The sequence below is a fragment of the uncultured Eudoraea sp. genome, assembly GCF_947490415.1.
Classification (GTDB): Bacteria; Bacteroidota; Bacteroidia; order Flavobacteriales; family Flavobacteriaceae; genus Eudoraea.
In genome coordinates this window covers 791711-810827 of record NZ_CANLGX010000001.1, presented here as the reverse complement: position 1 = coordinate 810827, position 19117 = coordinate 791711, and the positions used below count along the sequence as shown (strand labels likewise).

Annotated in this window: 13 protein-coding genes; 5 read left to right on the top strand and 8 right to left on the bottom strand. The window is 39.6% G+C overall.

Going from position 1 to position 19117, the window contains the following annotated elements; translation table 11 throughout:
* Positions 1-40 precede the first annotated feature (40 nt).
* Both Q0874_RS03630 and Q0874_RS03625 read left to right on the top strand, forming a co-directional pair.
* Positions 41-1978, top strand: a complete 1938-nt coding sequence (locus tag Q0874_RS03630) for a CBS domain-containing protein (RefSeq protein ID WP_299159479.1) — start codon at positions 41-43, stop codon at positions 1976-1978.
* A gap of 3 nt (positions 1979-1981) precedes the next feature.
* Positions 1982-3187: a succinylglutamate desuccinylase/aspartoacylase family protein gene (locus tag Q0874_RS03625; RefSeq protein WP_299159477.1), complete on the top strand. Its 1206-nt coding sequence runs from the start codon at positions 1982-1984 to the stop codon at positions 3185-3187.
* 38 nt (positions 3188-3225) lie between these two features.
* Here the strand turns inward: Q0874_RS03625 and Q0874_RS03620 are convergent, their stop codons facing one another.
* From Q0874_RS03620 to Q0874_RS03605, 4 genes are read right to left on the bottom strand one after another with little or no spacing between them, the layout of a single operon-like run.
* On the bottom strand, positions 3226-5091 hold the full coding sequence (locus Q0874_RS03620; RefSeq protein ID WP_299159475.1) for a M1 family metallopeptidase: 1866 nt from the start codon (positions 5089-5091) through the stop codon (positions 3226-3228).
* Between the two features lie 12 nt (positions 5092-5103).
* Positions 5104-6732, bottom strand: a complete 1629-nt coding sequence (locus tag Q0874_RS03615; RefSeq protein ID WP_299159473.1) for a S8 family peptidase — start codon at positions 6730-6732, stop codon at positions 5104-5106.
* A gap of 13 nt (positions 6733-6745) precedes the next feature.
* Positions 6746-7642 (bottom strand): SMP-30/gluconolactonase/LRE family protein, encoded by an 897-nt coding sequence (locus Q0874_RS03610; protein WP_299159471.1) that lies wholly within the window; start codon positions 7640-7642, stop codon positions 6746-6748.
* The gene (locus Q0874_RS03605; protein WP_299159469.1) at positions 7626-8486 is read right to left on the bottom strand and encodes an MBL fold metallo-hydrolase; all 861 of its coding nucleotides are present in this window, start codon (positions 8484-8486) and stop codon (positions 7626-7628) included. Before Q0874_RS03605 ends, Q0874_RS03610 begins: the two co-directional genes overlap by 17 nt.
* 124 nt (positions 8487-8610) lie before the next feature.
* Between Q0874_RS03605 and Q0874_RS03600 the strand changes: the two genes are divergently transcribed.
* Positions 8611-10812: an amino acid permease gene (locus tag Q0874_RS03600; protein ID WP_299159467.1), complete on the top strand. Its 2202-nt coding sequence runs from the start codon at positions 8611-8613 to the stop codon at positions 10810-10812.
* Between the two features lie 66 nt (positions 10813-10878).
* Positions 10879-12714: a sodium:proton antiporter gene (locus Q0874_RS03595; protein WP_299159465.1), complete on the top strand. Its 1836-nt coding sequence runs from the start codon at positions 10879-10881 to the stop codon at positions 12712-12714.
* A gap of 26 nt (positions 12715-12740) precedes the next feature.
* Here Q0874_RS03595 and Q0874_RS03590 read toward each other — a convergent pair whose 3' ends face one another.
* The 4 genes from Q0874_RS03590 to Q0874_RS03575 all read right to left on the bottom strand — a co-directional run bounded on the left by Q0874_RS03590 (position 12741) and on the right by Q0874_RS03575 (position 17767).
* Complete coding sequence (locus Q0874_RS03590; protein WP_299159463.1) at positions 12741-14318, bottom strand: DUF4038 domain-containing protein; 1578 nt, start codon at positions 14316-14318, stop codon at positions 12741-12743.
* A 170-nt stretch (positions 14319-14488) separates the two neighbouring features.
* On the bottom strand, positions 14489-14722 hold the full coding sequence (locus Q0874_RS03585) for a GTP-binding protein LepA (protein ID WP_299159461.1): 234 nt from the start codon (positions 14720-14722) through the stop codon (positions 14489-14491).
* A gap of 89 nt (positions 14723-14811) precedes the next feature.
* Positions 14812-16608, bottom strand: coding sequence for a translation elongation factor 4 (lepA, locus tag Q0874_RS03580; protein ID WP_299159458.1), 1797 nt, complete (start codon positions 16606-16608; stop codon positions 14812-14814).
* A gap of 52 nt (positions 16609-16660) precedes the next feature.
* On the bottom strand, positions 16661-17767 hold the full coding sequence (locus Q0874_RS03575; protein ID WP_299159456.1) for a hypothetical protein: 1107 nt from the start codon (positions 17765-17767) through the stop codon (positions 16661-16663).
* Between the two features lie 38 nt (positions 17768-17805).
* Here Q0874_RS03575 and Q0874_RS03570 point away from each other — a divergent pair, with 38 nt between their 5' ends.
* Positions 17806-19029 (top strand): M28 family peptidase, encoded by a 1224-nt coding sequence (locus tag Q0874_RS03570; protein ID WP_299159453.1) that lies wholly within the window; start codon positions 17806-17808, stop codon positions 19027-19029.
* Positions 19030-19117: the final 88 nt, after the last annotated feature.

Sequence of the window (19117 nt, the reverse complement as noted above, 5' to 3'; positions counted from 1 at the left end):
ACGCCGCTAAATTAAACAATAAAAACCATGCCCCGGCAGCATGATAATTATCATATTTATCCGTGAACTAGGATTTTATCTTGCATTGGATTATATTTCAAGGCTATATACCAAAATACCACTCATTATGGGGGAATTGAATGTAAAAAAGCTTACGCAGAACGAAGAAAAGGTTGGTTATATTGATCAATTGCTTACTGATATTGAAGCACTTGAATATATGCTGGAAAATAAAATGTTTAAAAAGACCCCGGTGCGCATTGGAGCAGAGCAGGAATTCTGTCTTACCGATGAAAAATGGGAGCCCACAAATATAGCAGATAAAATCCTCGAGGACATAAATGACCCTCACTTTACTTCTGAGTTGACACTTTATAATTTAGAAATCAACCTGGACCCTCTTGTATTAAATGACCAATGTTTTTCTGAGCTGCACAAACAATTATTAGAATTAATCGACAAAGCCAAATCAAGCGCAGCAAAACACGGCACCAAAGTTATTCTAACCGGAATATTGCCTACTGTAGATACGAAGTATTTAGAAACGTCATATATGACCCCCTTAAAGCGATATCGGGTTTTAAACGAAGCTATTAAAGATATCAGGAAAGATGATATAGAGTTGCACATAAAAGGGGTAGATGAGGTTAACCTTCATCACAATACAATACTGTATGAAGGCTGTAATACAAGCTTCCAATCACATCTTCAAATTGACGCGGATAATTTTGCGGATACCTATAACTGGGCACAAGCCATTGCAGGACCAATACTTTCTATTTCCGCTAATTCTCCTTTGTTGTTGGGGCAGGAATTATGGGAAGAGACACGAATTGCTTTATTTACTCAAAGTGTTGACACCAGGGCAAGTACCTTCATTCTCAACGAAAAGGAATCCAGAGTAGGTTTTGGAAATGATTGGGTTTCAGGATCTGTAGCCGATTTTTATAAAGATGCTATAATCAGATTTAGGAGCCTGTTAACTACCGACTTTGATACCGACAGCATGACATTGCTTAAAAGTGGTCAAACGCCAAAATTAAGGGCATTAGCGCTTCATAATGGGACTATTTATAAATGGAACAGGGTTTGTTATGGGGTGACAGACAATGTCCCCCATGTGAGAATTGAGAATAGATATATGCCATCCGGACCTACCACAGATGATGAAATTGCAAATATGATGTTATGGGTAGGGGTGATGATGGGAAGGCCGAAAGCCTTTGATGAAATTCATAATAAAATGAATTTTAAAGATATAAAAGGCAATTTCTTCAACGCTGCAAGATATGGTATGGCAGCACAGTTTTATTGGGATGGAAAACTGATTAGCAGCCAGGAATTACTACTTGATCACTTTTTACCCATGGCTTTCAGAGGACTATATAGCATGGGTGTTGCTCCAAGAGACGCAGAACATTATTTATCTATTATTGAAAATAGAATTCGTTCAAATAATGGCTCCAGGTGGATGATTAAATCATTCCGGAAACTCAAAGAAAGTTATAACGTAACGGATGCACTTAAGATTTTGGTAGCCACAATGTATGAGAGACAGGAAAAGCGTTATACCGTAGATATTTGGCAACTACCAAGAGGAGATGAATATGTGATTTCTGAAGATCATCTTAAAGTTAAAGACCGAATGAACAGAAAAACATTGACCGCACAAGAGAATGACAGTGCAGAATTGGTTTTAAAAATGATGCTTTGGAAAAATATTCACCATGCTCCAATATTAGATCAAAATCTTGACCTTAGCGGATTACTGAGCTGGACAGATGTAAAAAATTATATGGAAAACCCTGCTAAGCTAAAACAAAATATTAGCACGCTAATGACCAGGGATTTGATTACTGCAGGCCCGGAAACGCCATTAAATGAAGCCAAAAAACTTATGAGCTCTAATAACATTAATTGTTTACCTGTAGTAGAGGGAAAAAAATTAATTGGAATTATCACGACCAATGATTTATGATTCATGGATCAAATCCAAACTAAGTCTATCGTAAAACTGAAAACCGAAAGAATAATAGGTCAAATTTCCGGGGAGGAAACGGGCCCTACCCTGGTTTTGTTTGGAGGAATACATGGAAACGAACCTTCAGGGGTTGAAGCTCTTGAGCAAGTTTTTAGGCAATTAAAGGTCAGTGAACTGCAAATAAAGGGATCGATTTTTGGAATTAAGGGCAATTTACCGGCATTACTCGAAAAGAAACGTTTTTTAGAGCACGATCTAAATCGAATTTGGACTCATTCCAGAATGGACGACATTAAACGCAGAAGCGAATCAGAGCGTTCAGTTGAAGAAAATGAGTTGTCTGAAATTTATCAACTGATTTCAGATATATTTGAGACTCAATCTCCTCCTTTCTACTTTATTGATTTTCATACCACTTCCAGCCCTACGTTGCCATTTATCACAATAAATGACGCTTTAATAAACCGGGAATTTGCTTGCTTATTTCCTGTTCCGGTAATCCTTGGGATAGAAGAATATCTGGAAGGACCGTTATTAAGTTATATCAATCAAAAAGGATATGTATCCTTAGGATTTGAATCCGGGCAACACTTTACAGAAGACGCAGTAACAAATACAATTTCCTTTATCTGGTTGACCATGATTTATTGTGGAGTGCTTGCTAAAGAACAGTTACCTGACTATAAAAAGTATCATGACCAACTTAGTTTGGCGGCAAAGGGAAATACTATTTTCTATGAAGTAATTCACAGACATTGCATTACTGAGTCTGATAACTTTGAAATGTTACCCGGCTTCCGCAGTTTTGACAAATTGCGGAAGGGCAGGGCAATGGCCAATTATAATGGAGAAGAGATTGCCGCGTATAAAGACACTATAGTTTTCATGCCTCTTTATCAGGTTCAGGGTGAAGAGGGCTTTTTTCTTATTCGCAGAATACCCGGATGGATATTATCATTTTCGGCATTTTTGCGCAGAATAAAATTTGATTCTTTTCTGGCATTACTTCCGGGAGTTTCATGGTCAAATGAGGCTCGCGATAAGCTTAAGGTCAATTTAAAAATAGCCAGGTTCTTTAGTAAACCCTTTTTTCACCTTCTGGGGTATAGGAACAGGATGGTTGATCAAACACATTTACTTTTAAATAATCGGGAGCGGACCGCGAAAAATGAAATGTATAAAGATACCTTTTGGTATAAAAACTAAATCCTTTTTATACGTATTCTCCTGCCAGGTAAACACAATTACTCAGAAGCTTGCCAAATATTGTTTTCAAGGTTAATATCAGCCATTAGCTGTGACGGGTCAATTACTACCGCTTTGATGGCACTGACAGGTTTATCAATAACAAATTCAAATACAGGATAAGCCCATGGCCAATCTGGTAAAATTGTTCTCTCAATATTTGGATAAGGATTATCTTTTTGCCCTCTCATAATACGTAATGGAGTATAAAAAGTTTCTCTCGTTCCGTCTTCATAAACCAGTAGAATATCAATGGGCATTGGCATAAGACCTATTCTTTCCAGAATAATCTTGGTTTTATTGCCTTCAGCTTGAACTTCTTTAATACCATAATCAATAGTATTTGTGGTTTCTGTCCAATCCAAAAGATACCAGTCTAACTCTATCCCGGATACCTTCTCAGCCGTTCTTTTGATATCGTTTGGGATAGGATGTTTAAACTTGAAATTATCATAATAAGACCTGAGTGATTCCATTAACTTATCCTGGCCTATGACATAGCCTAATTGCGATAAAAATATGGATCCTTTATTATAAGCAGAAATACCATAGGCTGTATTAAGCTTATATCTGTCGGAATGAGTTGTCTGGGGTTGCTCTTTCCCTGATTGTACCAGGGAAAAGTAGCTGCTATACGTATTTTCAAACGGATTGTCTTTCTCCTGATTCATCACTTCATTCATGCATAAACTCGAAATAAACTGAGTAAAACCTTCGTCCATCCATGCATGTTTTAATTCATTGGTAGCCAATACATGTTGAAACCAGGAGTGTGCTAATTCATGAATCATAACACCTACCAGGCTTTCAAATTTTCGCTCTCCGGTAATAAGCGTGCTCATAGCATATTCCATACCGCCATCTCCACCCTGAATCACTGAATATTGATCATAGGGATAGGGGCCAATATTTTCATTAAAAAAGGCCATGGCTTCGGCAGTCTTTGGCTGTAAATTTTTCCAGTTTTCAAGAAGCTCCGGTTTGTTCTTATAAAAGAAATGTAAGGTAGGCCCATTTTCCATCTTTAGTGAATCATGGATATATTCAGGGTCGGCAGCCCACATAAAATCATGTACCATAGGCGCTTTAAAGTGCCAGGTAAGTGTTTTACCCCTGGATTTTTTGACTTTACTTCCAGGCGTTTCGTAGCCATGACCAATTTCCTGAGGGTTTTGTAAATAGCCACTTCCTCCTACAACGTAATTTTTATCCAGCGTAAGTTTAACATCAAAATCACCCCAGACTCCGTGAAATTCCCTGCCTATATAAGGGTCTGCATGCCACCCTTCAAAATCATACTCAGCCAATTTAGGATACCATTGGCTCATAGAAAGCGCGACACCTTCAGAATTATTTCTGCCAGAACGTCTTATTTGCAAGGGAACCTGCCCCTCAAATTTCATATCAAATGTGCTTTTACCTCCTGAAGGGATTGGTTTTGCTAATTGCACTTCAAGCACTGTACCCTCAAGACTAAAAGAAACACTTTCACCATCCTGAGTAAGTGAGGAAGCCCTTAGATAACCAATCTCATCAGGATTGAGATTGGCAATCCGGCTTTGGCTGTTTACATACATTCTCCCATCCGGATCCTGAATATTTTGCAATCTAATATCCATCTCGCTCCCTGGCTGAAATGCGTTGTAGTACATATGAAAATACACACGATTTAAATCATCCGGGGAATTGTTTGTATAAACCAGACTTTGAGTACCCGTATATTGGTAGTTTTCAACATTGAAAAGAACCTCCATTTTATAATCGACATGCTGTTGCCAGTAGGAATGATTTGTCTGCGCCTGAAGGCTCATTACACAAACCAATAAGACAAAAATGAATTTTGGAAATTTATTCTTTATAACCATTTAATATATAAATTATAGGCTTTTAGACATATTACTCGCCATTATTAAGGCATTATAAGCGTTGACCATTTTCCCTGATTTAGAAGCCTGATCAAAAGGTTTGGTTTTTTCAGTATCCCCGGCCAAAATAACTGAAGCGCTGGTACTTAACCCGGATTCAATTAAGACACGCTTTACTTCGGAAGCCGTAAGTTTTGGATAATAAGAGCGAATTAGTGCTGCGATTCCTGAAACCATTGGCGCAGCCATTGATGTCCCGCCCTGAAACTCATAATTGTTTTCCGGCATTGTTGAATAGATATTTCCGCCGGGCGCGAAGACATCAACATTCATTTTTCCGTAGTTAGAAAATGAAGCAACCATTTCTGAACCGTATTTACCATTCAGGGCACCAATTGTGATAAGGTTGTCTGCAATTTCAGTGCCTTTGTTATCGGCCTGATCATTTGGAAAATTAGTATTCTTAGGGTCATCCAAATCCAAGCCATCGTTTCCGGCTGCATGCACTATTAGCACATCATTAGCTGCTGCGTATTTAATTGCATCATAAACCCAATCTGAATTCAGGGAATAGGATTTACCAAAACTTGCATTAATAATTTGCGCACCATTATCAACGGCATATCGGATTCCCAGGGCGATATCTTTATCATATTCATCACCGTTGGGCACAGCCCGAATACTCATTATTTCCACATTGTTCGCAACTCCGTTTACCCCGAGCCCGTTATCGCGTTCGGCAGCAATAATCCCGGCAACATGTGTTCCATGACTTTCACTTATTACCCTGTTTTTAGGATTTCCGTCACCATAACCCAAATCCATAAGGTCATAAGGATTGTCACCTACTATTTTCCTGCCATCAAAATCCACATTCAAATGGTAATTCAAACGTTCTGTAAAATAGGTGATACCTTCGTTTAGTTGTTTAAAAACATCAGGAATACTATCAGCAAAATTATACATCTGCTTAATTGCCGAGGCCGACTGAAGCAAGGCCTGGTCTTCTGTTTTAATGGCAATAACATCTTTTTTGGAATATTCAGATTTCCCTAAATGATTTTTTATAGCCGCATCAGCATCTTTTACAGAACTGAGAATCTGCTCATAGCGCTCTTTGTTTTGCTTTATTTTTGATAACTCCTCTTGTAGTTCTGCTTTCGCTTTTTCCTGAATAGCATTATCGCCCATCTTAAACTTGATGATTCTCACATATTCTAATTGCTCATTATAAGCTTCACCTAAAAAATTATATCCGTGTATGTCATCAATGTAGCCATTATTGTCATCGTCCACACCGTTACCGGGACGTTCATCCTTATTGGTCCAGATAACATCATCGAGATCTTCATGATCCAGGTCAATTCCTGAATCGAGTACGGCTACGATAACTTTTTTACCTTTTTTATTTTTAATAATATCATCATAAGCTTTGTTTAGGCTGATCCCTGGGATGGTATCCGAAATTAAATCTGCGTGCCCCCAGGTTTTATTCTCTTCATCTGTGAGTTCAGATATTTTAAGCGGCATGGTATCAATATTTTCAAGCGGGGTTAATACCAAAGCCGTACTGCCGCATCCGGCAAGAAAAACCATAACAAGACTTATATAAAAAGCCGATTTTAAATGTTTAATAGTCATATTAGATTTATATTTAGTGATGTATTTTAGAATAATAACTTCCGGGCGACAAAGCTACAAATGTTTCTAGACAACCTCTGTCTGCCATTGTAACATAGCAATTAAGCCCATTTTCCCCCCCAAAGGCAATATTAGAAGGCTTCTTGCCTTTTAAAATCACCTCTTTTAAAACCTTACCTTCCGGAGAAACAATAGCTATAGTGCCTTTGTCATAACGAGTGAGATAAAGATTTCCTTGCATATCACAACGCATTCCATCCAGTCCAAAATCTGTAAACTTTATAAATTCCCTTTTGTTGCTTAGCATTCCATCCTCCTGAATATCATATTTCCATACCATTCTTTGTACAGATTCATTCACATAAAGGGTTTTATTATCAGGACTGACTTCTATGCCATTGGTCGTTCCCATTCCTTCTTCCAATAACAAAATTTCTCTTTCAGGGGTAACCATCCAAAGCTTACCGGTGCTTTCAGCCCAATTGGGATCACTGAGGTATATAACACCGCCCCGACCGATGGCGAGGTCATTGGGTTGATTCATAGTTGAATCCTGTGCCCAAACCTCAGGTGTTTTTGTGTCTTTTTTAATTCTGTAAACTTTATGACCCAGATAATCCGCTATAAACATATTGCCATCAAGATCAAAACGTATGCCATTGCCTATACTCCCATCCGGTAAGCTGATAAAAATCTCACCCTCCCCGGTGTTATTTACTTTACCAATTGTGCCCTCTTTGGCAAAATTTACGGCAAAAAGTTCTCCATTTCCGTTTACGGCCGGTCCCTCAATACCCGCTGTGAAAGCAAATTCTGCTGTAAAATCTTCGCTTTGCAGCGATTGATTTTTACAGCAGGAAATTGTAAAAACAAAAAACAAACCAATTAGTATATTAATCAAAAATCTCATTAAATGTATAGCTTTTATTAAGTCTGACACCCTTTTCGGTATGCGTTACGGTGCATATTTCATTATGCGCATCGTGCTCCATGAACAAATAAAAATTGTTGTCTGCTGCTGTTTTTAAAAAAGCTGCCTTTTCCGTAAGAGTTAATAGGGGTCTGGTATCATAGCCCATAATATATGGCACGGGAATATGACCTGCCGTAGGTAATAAATCTGCCATAAAAACAAGTGTCTTGCCTTTATAGTAGATATGAGGCAGCATTTGTTTATCTGTATGCCCGTCTGCGAATAAAATTCCAAACCCCATCTCCGAGTTTTTAACAAATGCATCCGCTGTACGATCTATAAAATTTAGCTGGCCGCTTTCTTCCATTGGGAACAGATTTTCTTTAAGAAAAGAAGCTTTTTCCCGAAGATTGGGATGGGTGGCCCAATTCCAGTGATCTTTGTTGGTCCAGTAACGGGCATTTTTAAATGCCGGTTCATATCCTGTGTGATCCTTATTCCATTGAACGCTCCCGCCACAATGATCAAAATGAAGGTGCGTCATAAACACATCAGTAATATCATCACGGATGAATCCCGCCCTCTTCAGAGAAGCATCCAAAGAATGATTTCCCCATCTGTAATAATAACTAAAAAATTTATCGGATTGTTTATTCCCTAAGCCGGTATCAATAAGAATGAGCCGGCTTCCATCTTGTATAAGAAGGCTTCTGGCTGCAATATCTATCATATTATTGTTATCTGCCGGATTCGATTTATTCCAAAGGGATTTGGGCACTACGCCAAACATTGCACCTCCATCCAATTTAAAATTTCCGGTTTCAATAGGAAATAAAGTCATTCACTCTAAATAAACGATCCGCAAATTAATAAAACAATGCGAAATCACTTCCAGATTAAGAATATATTATCATTTTAAGATATAATTTAAAAAAGCCTATTTTTAGAGCTTAGACAAATACGATTTGAAGAAATTAGAACGCAGTTTATCTTTAACTTCTGTAATTGCCATTAGTATAGGAGGTATGCTGGGCAGCGGAATTTTTGTTCTTCCGGGATTAGCTGCAGCAAAAACCGGATCATCCCTTTGGCTCGCATATTTATTGGCTGCCGTATGTATTTTACCAGCGGCATTGTCAAAATCAGAACTCGCCACTGCCATGCCTTCTTCGGGAGGGACCTATGTGTATATAGAAAGGGCATTTGGCCCAAAGCTGGGCACGATATCCGGAATAGGTTTATGGTTATCCTTACTTCTTAAAAGCGCCTTTGCCCTGGTAGGCTTTGGGGCTTATCTTTCTGTTGTGGTTAATATAGACCCGGGGTTTACAAAATATATCGCACTGATTTTTCTCACTCTAATTTTATTGCTAAATATTTTTGGGGTGAAAAAGGTGGGAAAAGTTCAAATTGTGATTGTTACTTTTAGCTTAATTACTCTTGGACTGATTTTGGTTTTTGGCCTGCCCAGAGTCTCCCCTGAATTACTGGATCCTTTTTTGTCCAATGGAAATTTTGGATTGATATCTACAGTGGCCTTTGTTTATATTTCATATGCAGGGGTTACCAAGGTGGCTGCTATAGCAGGGGAAATTAAAAACCCAAGTAAAAACTTACCAAGGGCCATGTTGCTGTCCTTATTTATTATGGCTTCAATATATGTTTTTGTGGCCTTTGTTCTGGTAGGTAACCTACCGTTGGAGGAATTAAAAACAGACATCAGACCAATTTACACCATAGCAGATCTTTTGGGAGGTACTTATTTAGGGTACATAGCCGCCGGAATTGGGATTATTACCTTAATTTCTATGGCAAACTCCGGGGTATTGGCTGCTTCCAGATTTCCCTTCGCCATGGCCATAGACGAGTTACTCCCTCCTTTTATGGGAAAAATACATTCCAAATACCTGACTCCTGTGGTTACGATTATCATGACCTGTGTGGTGATGGCACTTGTTATTCTTTTTCTTGACGTTGAAAAAATTGCAAAGCTGGCAAGCGCGTTTATGGTGACGATGTTTATTTTGGTGAACTTATGTGTAATTGTACTTCGGGAAACAGCAGCACAATGGTATAATCCTCCTTATCGGTCACCTTTATATCCTTTTATTCAACTTTTCGGGATCATCAGCGGTGTAATACTTTTAATATTTTTAGGCCTGGTACCGTTTATTGCTGTCGTAAGCATATTTGTAATAGGATTGCTCATCTATTCTTACTTCGGGAAAAATGTTACACGCACCGGGATTCTTAGGAAATACGGACATCGCCCCGCTCTTTATTTACTCTACAAGAGAAAGAATAACAACGAGATCACCTATAGAAACAATCAGGAGTTACCGGATCAAATGTTAGACGGCAAACTGGCCTCAGACGCAGGGGTGGTGGTTCCGCTTTTAGGCAATGAAAATTCACCGGAAATGCTTGTGGAAATGGGTGCCGCAATTAACAAGAGAAAGATATTGCAAGCCGTAAATATAACGGAAGTTCCCAATCAAACCTTCCTTGATGCTTTTGTTGAAGAAAACCCTATAACTCTTTCTCTGCATCGCAGGTTAAAGGGATTGGCAGAATCCAGGAATATTTCAATCGACTTCGAATCTGCGGTAACACACGAAATTTCAGATACTATTCATGAGTTGAGTAATCAAACCAATTGCGATTGGTTGGTTATGGGATGGAGCGGACGGGCACATACAGGTATTTTGGTTAGCAATCCAATAGGTTGGCTCCTGACTCATATAAATTCTGATTTTGCGCTGTTCAAAGATAACGGAGTGCGCTATATAAGTAAAGTACTTCTTGCTTTGAGGCCGGGAAGAAAGGATAAAAATTTTATTGCAGTTGCCGATAGGATATGTAACTATTACAATGCTTCGCTAACATTATTGCATGTTGTTCCTCAGGATATGGACAAAACAGCTGTGGAACAAATGGAGCAAAATTCAAAGAAACTCCTTCTAAAAGTAGATGTTGCTAGTGAGGTGGAAATAATTGTTAGCGACGATACCATCGCTGCTATTTCCAAGGCTTCTGCAAGCTATGATTTACTTATTATAGGAACGCCGCAAAAAGATAATTGGATAAGTGTTCTTTTCGGAACAGGCAAGGATAAATATGCAGAAAAGTCTGCATGCTCCGTTTTACGGCTTACAATGAAAGATTAATATTTTTGTAAAATTACCCTCATTTTTTCATTATAATAATCACTAAATTTAACAAAAAGCATTTGCATGTTAGAGCTGGCCGGGATAATAATTTTAGGAATCATTGCACAGTGGTTTGCATGGCGTTTAAAACTGCCGGCCATCCTGCCTCTAATTCTAATTGGCCTTCTTGTAGGGCCCATATCCACTTTGTATACCGCGGATGGTTCTAAACTGATTGAACCAGTTTGGAATGGGGAAAAAGGACTTTTCCCCGGAGAGGGCCTATACTATTTTCTTTCACTTGCAATTAGCATTATATTATTTGAAGGGGGCTTAACGCTAAAACGTTCAGAAGTTAGAAATGTGGGGCCGGTAATCTCTAAATTAATAACGGTTGGTACCTTGGTTACTTTTTTTTGCGCCGGGTTTGCAGCACATTTTCTTTTTGACCTTAGCTGGCAGTTATCATTTTTGTTTTCATCCTTAATTATTGTTACCGGCCCAACGGTTATTACGCCTATCCTGAGAAATATTCCTTTGAAAAAGGATATTTCCGCGGTTTTAAAATGGGAAGGAATTTTAATAGACCCTATCGGTGCTTTGGTGGCAGTACTTGTTTTTGAATTTATAAGTGTAGGTGAAGGGCAGGAATATACGAAAACGGCCTTGATAGATTTTGGCAAGATTTTACTTTTTGGATTCACTTTTGGATTCACGTTTGCCCATGCTTTGGCGTTTGTTATTAAAAAGAATTATGTGCCTCACTATTTATTAAATGTGGTTTCCTTGTCTGTCGTACTGCTGGTATATGTGGAATCTGATATTTTGGCGCACGAATCCGGACTTCTTGCGGTGGTGGTTATGGGAATGGTTATGGGTAATCTGGACCTGCCAAACCTTAAAGAGCTGCTTTATTTCAAGGAATCCTTAAGCGTGTTGCTTATTTCTATCCTCTTTATTTTGCTTGCGGCTAATATTAACATCAGTGATATGGAGTTGATATATAATTGGAACACCGCCATTTTATTTGTTGCCATTGTTTTTATTATACGCCCTATAGGGGTATTCTTAAGCACAAAAGGCTCTTCCTTAAAATTTAAGGAAAAACTCTTTATTAGCTGGGTGGGCCCCAGGGGTATTGTAGCTGCCGGTATTGCCTCACTTTTTGGTTCCAAATTACTTCAAAAGGGCGAACCCGGAGCTGAGTATATTACGCCGCTGGTCTTTATGATTGTATTAGGGACCGTACTATTAAATGCTACCACCGCTCGCTATGTAGCCAGATTGTTAGGGGTATTTTTAAAACACTCAGAAGGAATTCTTATAATAGGTGCTTCAAAAATGTCAAGACTTATAGCCAGTTACCTCAAACAAAACAACAGACATGTGGTTTTGATAGATAATAACCAGGCAAATATTAACCAGGCTAAAAAACTTGGATTAGAGGCTATGGTAGCAGATGTTTACTCAGATACCTTAGGAGATAATATTGAACTTAATGATATGGGGTATTTGATGGCACTAACAGGTAGTGCGGAAATCAATGAATATGTCATAGAAAGGTTTAAACATCAATTTGGAGAAAATGGATCCTTCAGGTTGGTAAGCGCAGAAGAGATGAACGATCCTCAGAATAATCCTGAGGAAGGCCTCTTCTCCCATACCGATGATTTCATAAAATTGATGGAAGCCATAAGGAGTTACCCGGCGGTTCATGAAATTGAACTTAAAAATGGCAAACATTACCAACAGTTAATAGACATAACGAATGAAGATGATGAGATAATTCCAATTTTCATAAAAGCTCCTGACGGGGAGATACACATCATTACTTCATTCAGTGAAAACTTCAACACAATTTCTGATGGCTACAAACTGGTCTATTTAGGCAAAATGTTTGATATGGATAAAATACCCTAAATCATGTGGTTGGTAATCTTAACAACCTAATTAATAATCAAAACCCAGGGGTTATTATCCGGAGCGTTAAATTTGCCTGAGTCAACACTTCCGGAATCAACGACCTCGCCATTTTTAGGGTTTGTCCAATTAAATTGCAGGCCCTTTCCTTTAGGCAAGGATTTAATTTCAATTTCGCCACCTTCTTTTAAAAATGAAATATATAAAGATCCGGGTTTAGCCAGTAATGGTTTTCCACCCGCCAAATCCCAACGTTTTTCTATATTAGTCATATCTAAAGAAGCTAAAATTTTACCCACCATTCCTGCATAAACGGAGCCTTCCATGTATAAAGCTTCCTCCCAGGATTTAGGTTGAGAAGACCAGGCAGTCCAGCCCTCTTCATCTGCTGTTATCTTCCATTGCCAAAGACTGGCCGCACCATATACAATTCCCATAGTTCCCCCATGCATTAATTGCATCCAGGCCTCCTCGCCCTGCCACCAGCCCAGCCCATTTTTACCATCGTTCATTCCTTCATAGGTAGGTTCACCATTGGCCACGCCTTTAGTGGGAAGATTATCGTACATTTTCTCTACTTTGTGATATTGGTGTGCTCCATCATGCCCTGTTTGTGCCCATTGAAAATCCAGCCACTCTTTATCCTGATGTGTCTTATTAAAGTGCATACAATGTTTACTGGGGTCATTTACCGCCCACTCAGCCATATAATCATCACATGGATTATAATGCAGTCCGGTAGGCTGGCCATAACTGTCCCATTCCTGAAACATTTCTCCACTTTCTTTTACACCTGGATCATTACCGTCATGGTCTCCTGCAATAAGCCAAATGGCAGGTTTGCTGCCGTAGCGCGCAAGGAGATATTTGCAATAGCGCACATATTCTTCAGGGTTTATCGTATTGCCCAGCACTTTCAGACCCTTCCATCCAAAACCGTGAAATACCGGCTGATAAACAGGAACAATCTCATGCTTAATGAGTACGCCTATTATCTGATCTAACGTTTGAAAATATGAAGGATTCAATATATTGATATGTCCATCAGACAAATCCTCAAAAGCTCTTTTGAAACCTTGCGAAGTATTCCTTTCATCGGGCCCCACGGCATTCATGTCTGGCTGTAAGCTCATAAGCAATGCAGAATTAAACCCCTTTTTCTGCCTGTCGCGGGCATATGTAGCAACCTGGTCTACCGTTGCCCTGAAAGGAATTGCCCAGGGGGTATCTCCTACAACTAAAAATGATTTACCGGAGTGCTGTATTACATTTCGGTTACCTTTTGCCATTTTTAGCAACCCATTAGCCAGTAATTGGTTGTCGCCACTGTATGGTTTGGCACTGACAGCACCTGTTGCCCCATGAAGCCCCAGGTCTTGTTCATTGGATGCATATGACAGCCATTTCCAGGTACTAATTGTATCCGGAGAGGTAAATCTTATTTTCCAAATATTATCCCCGTCCCAAAAAGCAGGCCTTTTTATAGTATCGTCTTTTTGGTTTGTAAAATCTGCCCAAACCGCAACGTCTTTATAAGGATTTTCGTAGTCTGTTTTGCTGGTAAGCGTAATTTCAAGCGTAGTCCATTGCTCTGTGGAAAGCATACTTTCCTGAGCTAACAGCACTGTTGATAAGAAGAAAAAAAGTATACACTGCCGGAGCATTCTCATTTTTAAAGTACAATCTAAAACACACTCAATTTAGAAATATTTGTCGAGAATGCCTATATGAACCTTAAACTATGGATAAATAAATACTTGAGTCATGGTATGGACTAACCATTAAATGGGGCAGTTTTGGTAATTTCCACGGAAATGTCATCCAAAGAAACTTCAAATTGTTCTCCGGCCATTAATTTATAAAAATGAACCGCTGATTCTCTTTTTATCTTACCCTGCAGCAGGTCCGAATCAATTTCGCCACCTTCCTGTTTCCAGGTAAAAACAGAATGTTGTATTATCTGTATCAGCTTATGCACAGCACGAAATTCGGCAATATAAGTAGTCATTGACGGGGAATTTTAAACTTTAACTATTAACTAAGTCAAGTCAAAAACATTGTATTTACTTATAAATATTGTAAGTTAAAAGAGGAAAATTAGTCGTTCAATTTAAGTACCGCCATAAATGCCTGTTGTGGAATTTCAACATTACCCACCTGGCGCATGCGTTTTTTACCTTTCTTTTGTTTTTCCAATAACTTTCTTTTCCTTGAAATGTCTCCACCATAACATTTGGCGGTTACATCTTTTCGCAATGCTTTTATGGTTTCCCGGGAAATAATTTTAGCACCTATGGCCGCCTGTATTGGAATATCAAACTGTTGCCTTGGAATTAATTCCTTTAATTTCTCACACATTCTTTTGCCTATGTAGTGGGCATTATCAAAATGTATAAGAGCAGACAAAGCATCAACCGGTTGCGCATTCAGCAAAATATCCACCCGAACCAGTTTGGAAACCCGCATACCTATAGGGGAATAATCAAAGGAGGCGTAGCCTTTAGAAACAGTTTTAAGCCTGTCATAAAAATCAAACACAATCTCTGCTAGGGGCATGTCAAAATTTAGTTCAACCCGCTCCGGAGTAAGATAGGTTTGATTGGTAATCTGCCCCCGCTTATCTATACAAAGGGACATTACATTTCCTACAAAATCTGATTTGGTAATTATTGTGGCTTTTATATAAGGTTCTTCAACCCTTGCCAGGGTAGAAGGATCCGGAAGGTCGCTCGGGTTATTAACAATCAATGGAACATCCGGGTTTTTTGTAGTAAAGGCATGATAACTAACGTTTGGCACCGTAGTGATCACCGTCATATCAAATTCACGCTCTAAACGCTCCTGTATTATCTCCATGTGAAGCATTCCAAGAAAACCACATCGAAAACCAAAACCGAGGGCCGCACTGCTTTCCGGAGTAAACACTAAAGAGGCATCATTGAGCTGCAACTTTTCCATGGAAGAACGCAATTCTTCGTAATCTTCCGTATCTACAGGGTAAATACCGGCAAAAACCATAGGTTTTACATCTTCAAAACCAGCAATAGCGTTTTTCGTAGGGTTGACTGCATCAGTAATGGTATCTCCAACTTTTACTTCCCTGGCATCCTTTATTCCGGTAATGACGTAGCCTACATCTCCCGCTTTAATTTCTGGCTTAGGTTCCTGGGTAAGTTTCAGGGTACCCACTTCATCAGCAAAATACGTCTTGCCTGTAGCCACAAATTTAATTTTCTGACCTTTTTTGATAACACCGTTTATGACTTTAAAATAAGTTTCCACCCCCCTGAATGAATTATATACAGAATCAAAAACAAGGGCTTGCAACGGCTCATCAGTATTCCCTTTCGGAGGAGGAATACGATCTATAATAGCCGTTAAAATTTCATGAATCCCAAACCCTGTTTTAGCACTGGCCGGGATTACATCTTCAGGTTTGCACCCTAATAATTCTACAATATCATCTGTTACTTCTTCGGGACTGGCACTAGGCAAATCGACCTTATTTAAAACCGGAATAATTTCAAGATCATTTTCCAGAGCCAGGTATAAATTCGAAATGGTTTGTGCCTGTATGCTCTGGGCTGCATCTACCACTAAAAGGGCCCCCTCACATGCCGCTATTGAGCGAGACACTTCATAGGAGAAATCCACGTGGCCGGGCGTGTCTATTAAATTGAGAATATACGCCTCGCCTTCATGTTCGTATTCCATCTGAATAGCATGACTCTTAATGGTAATTCCACGCTCGCGCTCCAGATCCATATTATCTAAAAGCTGTTCTTTTTTTTCGCGTTCCGTTACAGAACCTGTAAAATCTAACAGCCTGTCTGCCAAAGTACTCTTGCCATGGTCTATGTGAGCGATAATACAGAAATTACGAATGTGTTTCATTTTCTTACTCTGGCTATTTCAAATTGGCTGCAAAGATACATTTTTCTACTTCTTAATCCTGCCACTCGGCAATAAACAAATTGGTGTCGCGTGTTCCGCCATTGTTGCGGTTACTTGAAAAAGCCAGGAATTTCCCATTATTCGAAAATACGGGGAAGGCATCAAAAGTTTTTCCATGGGTAACCCGTTCCAAATTCTTCCCGTCCGTATCAATAAGATAGAGATTAAAAGGGAAACCTTTTTCGGCTTCAAAGTTACTTGAAAATAGAATCTTTTCCCCGGAAGGGTGGAAGAAGGGACTCCAGTTGGCATTTCCAAGAAAAGTCAGTTGCTTTAAATCACTGCCATCCGCATTGCAGATAAAAAGTTCCATCTCCGTAGGTTGTACCAGTCCCTGGGCCAGTAATTCTTTATATTCTCTTATGGCTTCCTCCGTTTTTGGCCTTGAAGCCCTGAAAATGATTTTTGTGCCGTCAGGAGAGAAAAAAGCTCCCCCGTCATAACCCAACTCATCTGTTATTTGTAAAACTTCTGTACCATCTAAATTCATGGTATACAATTCCAGATCACCATTTCTGGTAGATGTAAACACTATTTTATTTCCCTGAGGAGAAACAGTAGCTTCAGCATCATAACCCGGCTCGTTGGTAAGTTGTTTAACTATATTGCCCTTGAGATCCGCCACAAATATGTCGAAGGAATCATATACAGGCCAAACGTATTTCCCGTTTTTGCGCAAAGGCACTTCAGGGCATTCTTTGTTTACTAAATGTGTGGAAGCATATATAAACTGCTCGTTATCGGGGAGAAAATAGCCACAGGTAGTTCGCCCCATTCCTGTACTTATCATAGGGGGTTTGCTATCCTTGAAAGTCTCTTCAAAATTCATAAGAAACATCTGATCGCACTGCATGCCCCATCCGGGATTGTTCGACTGAAAAAGAAGTTTGCTATCGTCAAAACTCCAATAGGCCTCCGCATTGTCCCCGCCAAAAGTGACCTGGCGAATAGCTTTAAAATGCCTTTCCTCTTCATAGATCAGCGTATCTGCTCCGGCCATTACGGAGCTGGAATTTTCCTTTTCCGGAAGCGGTTTTTTTGAATCGGTTTTGCAACCAAAAAACACTAATAAAAGAAAGAATGCCACTAAAGTTTTCATAGGATGTTTAATTTTGAACAAAATTAGACGCAAAATTGATGAAAAAAATAATTCTCGGCGTATTTTTTATACTTGCCTTCGGATGTAAAACAGAGCAACCCAAAATAGCCTCTATGGAAGAAGAGGTTAAGGTCCTCGCTAGTGATGAATTTAAAGGAAGGGAAACCGGAACTGAAGAAGAAATCAAGGCTGCGGAATATATCATGGGACTGATGACTGAAATGAGACTGGAGCCTAAAGGACATGCAGGAACCTATTACCAGACCTTTACTTTTAAACCAAAGACCGATCCGCATCAGCAAGTAGGTTTTCAAGAGACCGGCGACAGCACAATAACCGGGACTAATGTTATTGGTTTTATCGATAATAATTCTTCAACTACCGTAGTCATTGGCGCCCACTATGACCATTTGGGATATGGAGGTGAAGGCTCGTTATACAGGGGCGAACCGGCGGTTCATAATGGCGCAGATGATAATGCCAGTGGTGTGGCGGTACTCCTGGATCTGGCAAATAAAATCAGGGGCACAAAACTTTCTAAAAACTATCTGTTTATCGCTTTTTCCGGCGAGGAAATGGGATTATTAGGGTCCAATTTTTTTACAAAAAACCCTACTCTTGATCTGGGAGGGGTTTCCTATATGCTTAACCTGGATATGGTGGGAAGGCTAAGGGAAGACAAAACCCTTTCAGTTAGTGGTACCGGAACTTCTCCCATCTGGCCCCAGGTATTGAATGCCTCAAACCCGGGGTTTAAACTGGTGTTAAAAGAATCGGGCGTAGGCCCTTCTGACCACACCTCATTCTATCTGCAGGACATCCCGGTCTTACATTTTTTTACAGGACAACATGAAGACTACCACAAGCCCTCAGATGATGCAGAGAAATTGAATTATGAGGGGATGCGACTGATAAGCTCCTACTTGTTAAGCCTTGTTCAGGAATTGGATGACGATGAAAAACTAACATTCAGGAAAACCAAAAATGAGAGTGAAGAAGTTCCGAGGTTCAAAGTAGCGCTAGGGGTAATCCCGGATTATATGTTTGAAGGGAAAGGGATGCGTATTGATGGGATAAGTGAATATAAACCGGCACAAAAAGCAGGTTTACAAAAAGGGGATATTGTGGTTCAACTTGGAGACAGTACCGTGGTGGACATGATGAGTTATATGCGCGCCCTGTCTGCTTTTGAGCCGGGTGACACCACCACAGTGCAGGTATTGCGCAATGACCAAACCCTTGAAGCGCCAATCACATTCTGATTTCCGCAGAAGTACACTAATTAAAAGGGCCCGCTGGTTGGGCAACTAGCCCATATCTCGTAAATGGCGTAAAGAATTCTGTGGAATG

Excerpts from the sequence above, each read along its gene's own strand:
- lepA (WP_299159458.1), bottom strand. The coding sequence starts at position 16,608 with ATGAAACACATTCGTAATTTCTGTATTATCGCTCACATAGACCATGGC.
- Q0874_RS03615 (WP_299159473.1), bottom strand. The coding sequence starts at position 6,732 with ATGACTATTAAACATTTAAAATCGGCTTTTTATATAAGTCTTGTTATG.
- Q0874_RS03610 (WP_299159471.1), bottom strand. The coding sequence starts at position 7,642 with ATGAGATTTTTGATTAATATACTAATTGGTTTGTTTTTTGTTTTTACA.
- Q0874_RS03605 (WP_299159469.1), bottom strand. The coding sequence starts at position 8,486 with ATGACTTTATTTCCTATTGAAACCGGAAATTTTAAATTGGATGGAGGT.
- Q0874_RS03630 (WP_299159479.1), top strand. The coding sequence starts at position 41 with ATGATAATTATCATATTTATCCGTGAACTAGGATTTTATCTTGCATTG.
- Q0874_RS03585 (WP_299159461.1), bottom strand. The coding sequence starts at position 14,722 with ATGACTACTTATATTGCCGAATTTCGTGCTGTGCATAAGCTGATACAG.
- Q0874_RS03590 (WP_299159463.1), bottom strand. The coding sequence starts at position 14,318 with ATGCTTTCCACAGAGCAATGGACTACGCTTGAAATTACGCTTACCAGC.
- Q0874_RS03595 (WP_299159465.1), top strand. The coding sequence starts at position 10,879 with ATGTTAGAGCTGGCCGGGATAATAATTTTAGGAATCATTGCACAGTGG.
- Q0874_RS03570 (WP_299159453.1), top strand. The coding sequence starts at position 17,806 with ATGAAAAAAATAATTCTCGGCGTATTTTTTATACTTGCCTTCGGATGT.
- Q0874_RS03620 (WP_299159475.1), bottom strand. The coding sequence starts at position 5,091 with ATGGTTATAAAGAATAAATTTCCAAAATTCATTTTTGTCTTATTGGTT.
- Q0874_RS03625 (WP_299159477.1), top strand. The coding sequence starts at position 1,982 with ATGGATCAAATCCAAACTAAGTCTATCGTAAAACTGAAAACCGAAAGA.
- Q0874_RS03575 (WP_299159456.1), bottom strand. The coding sequence starts at position 17,767 with ATGAAAACTTTAGTGGCATTCTTTCTTTTATTAGTGTTTTTTGGTTGC.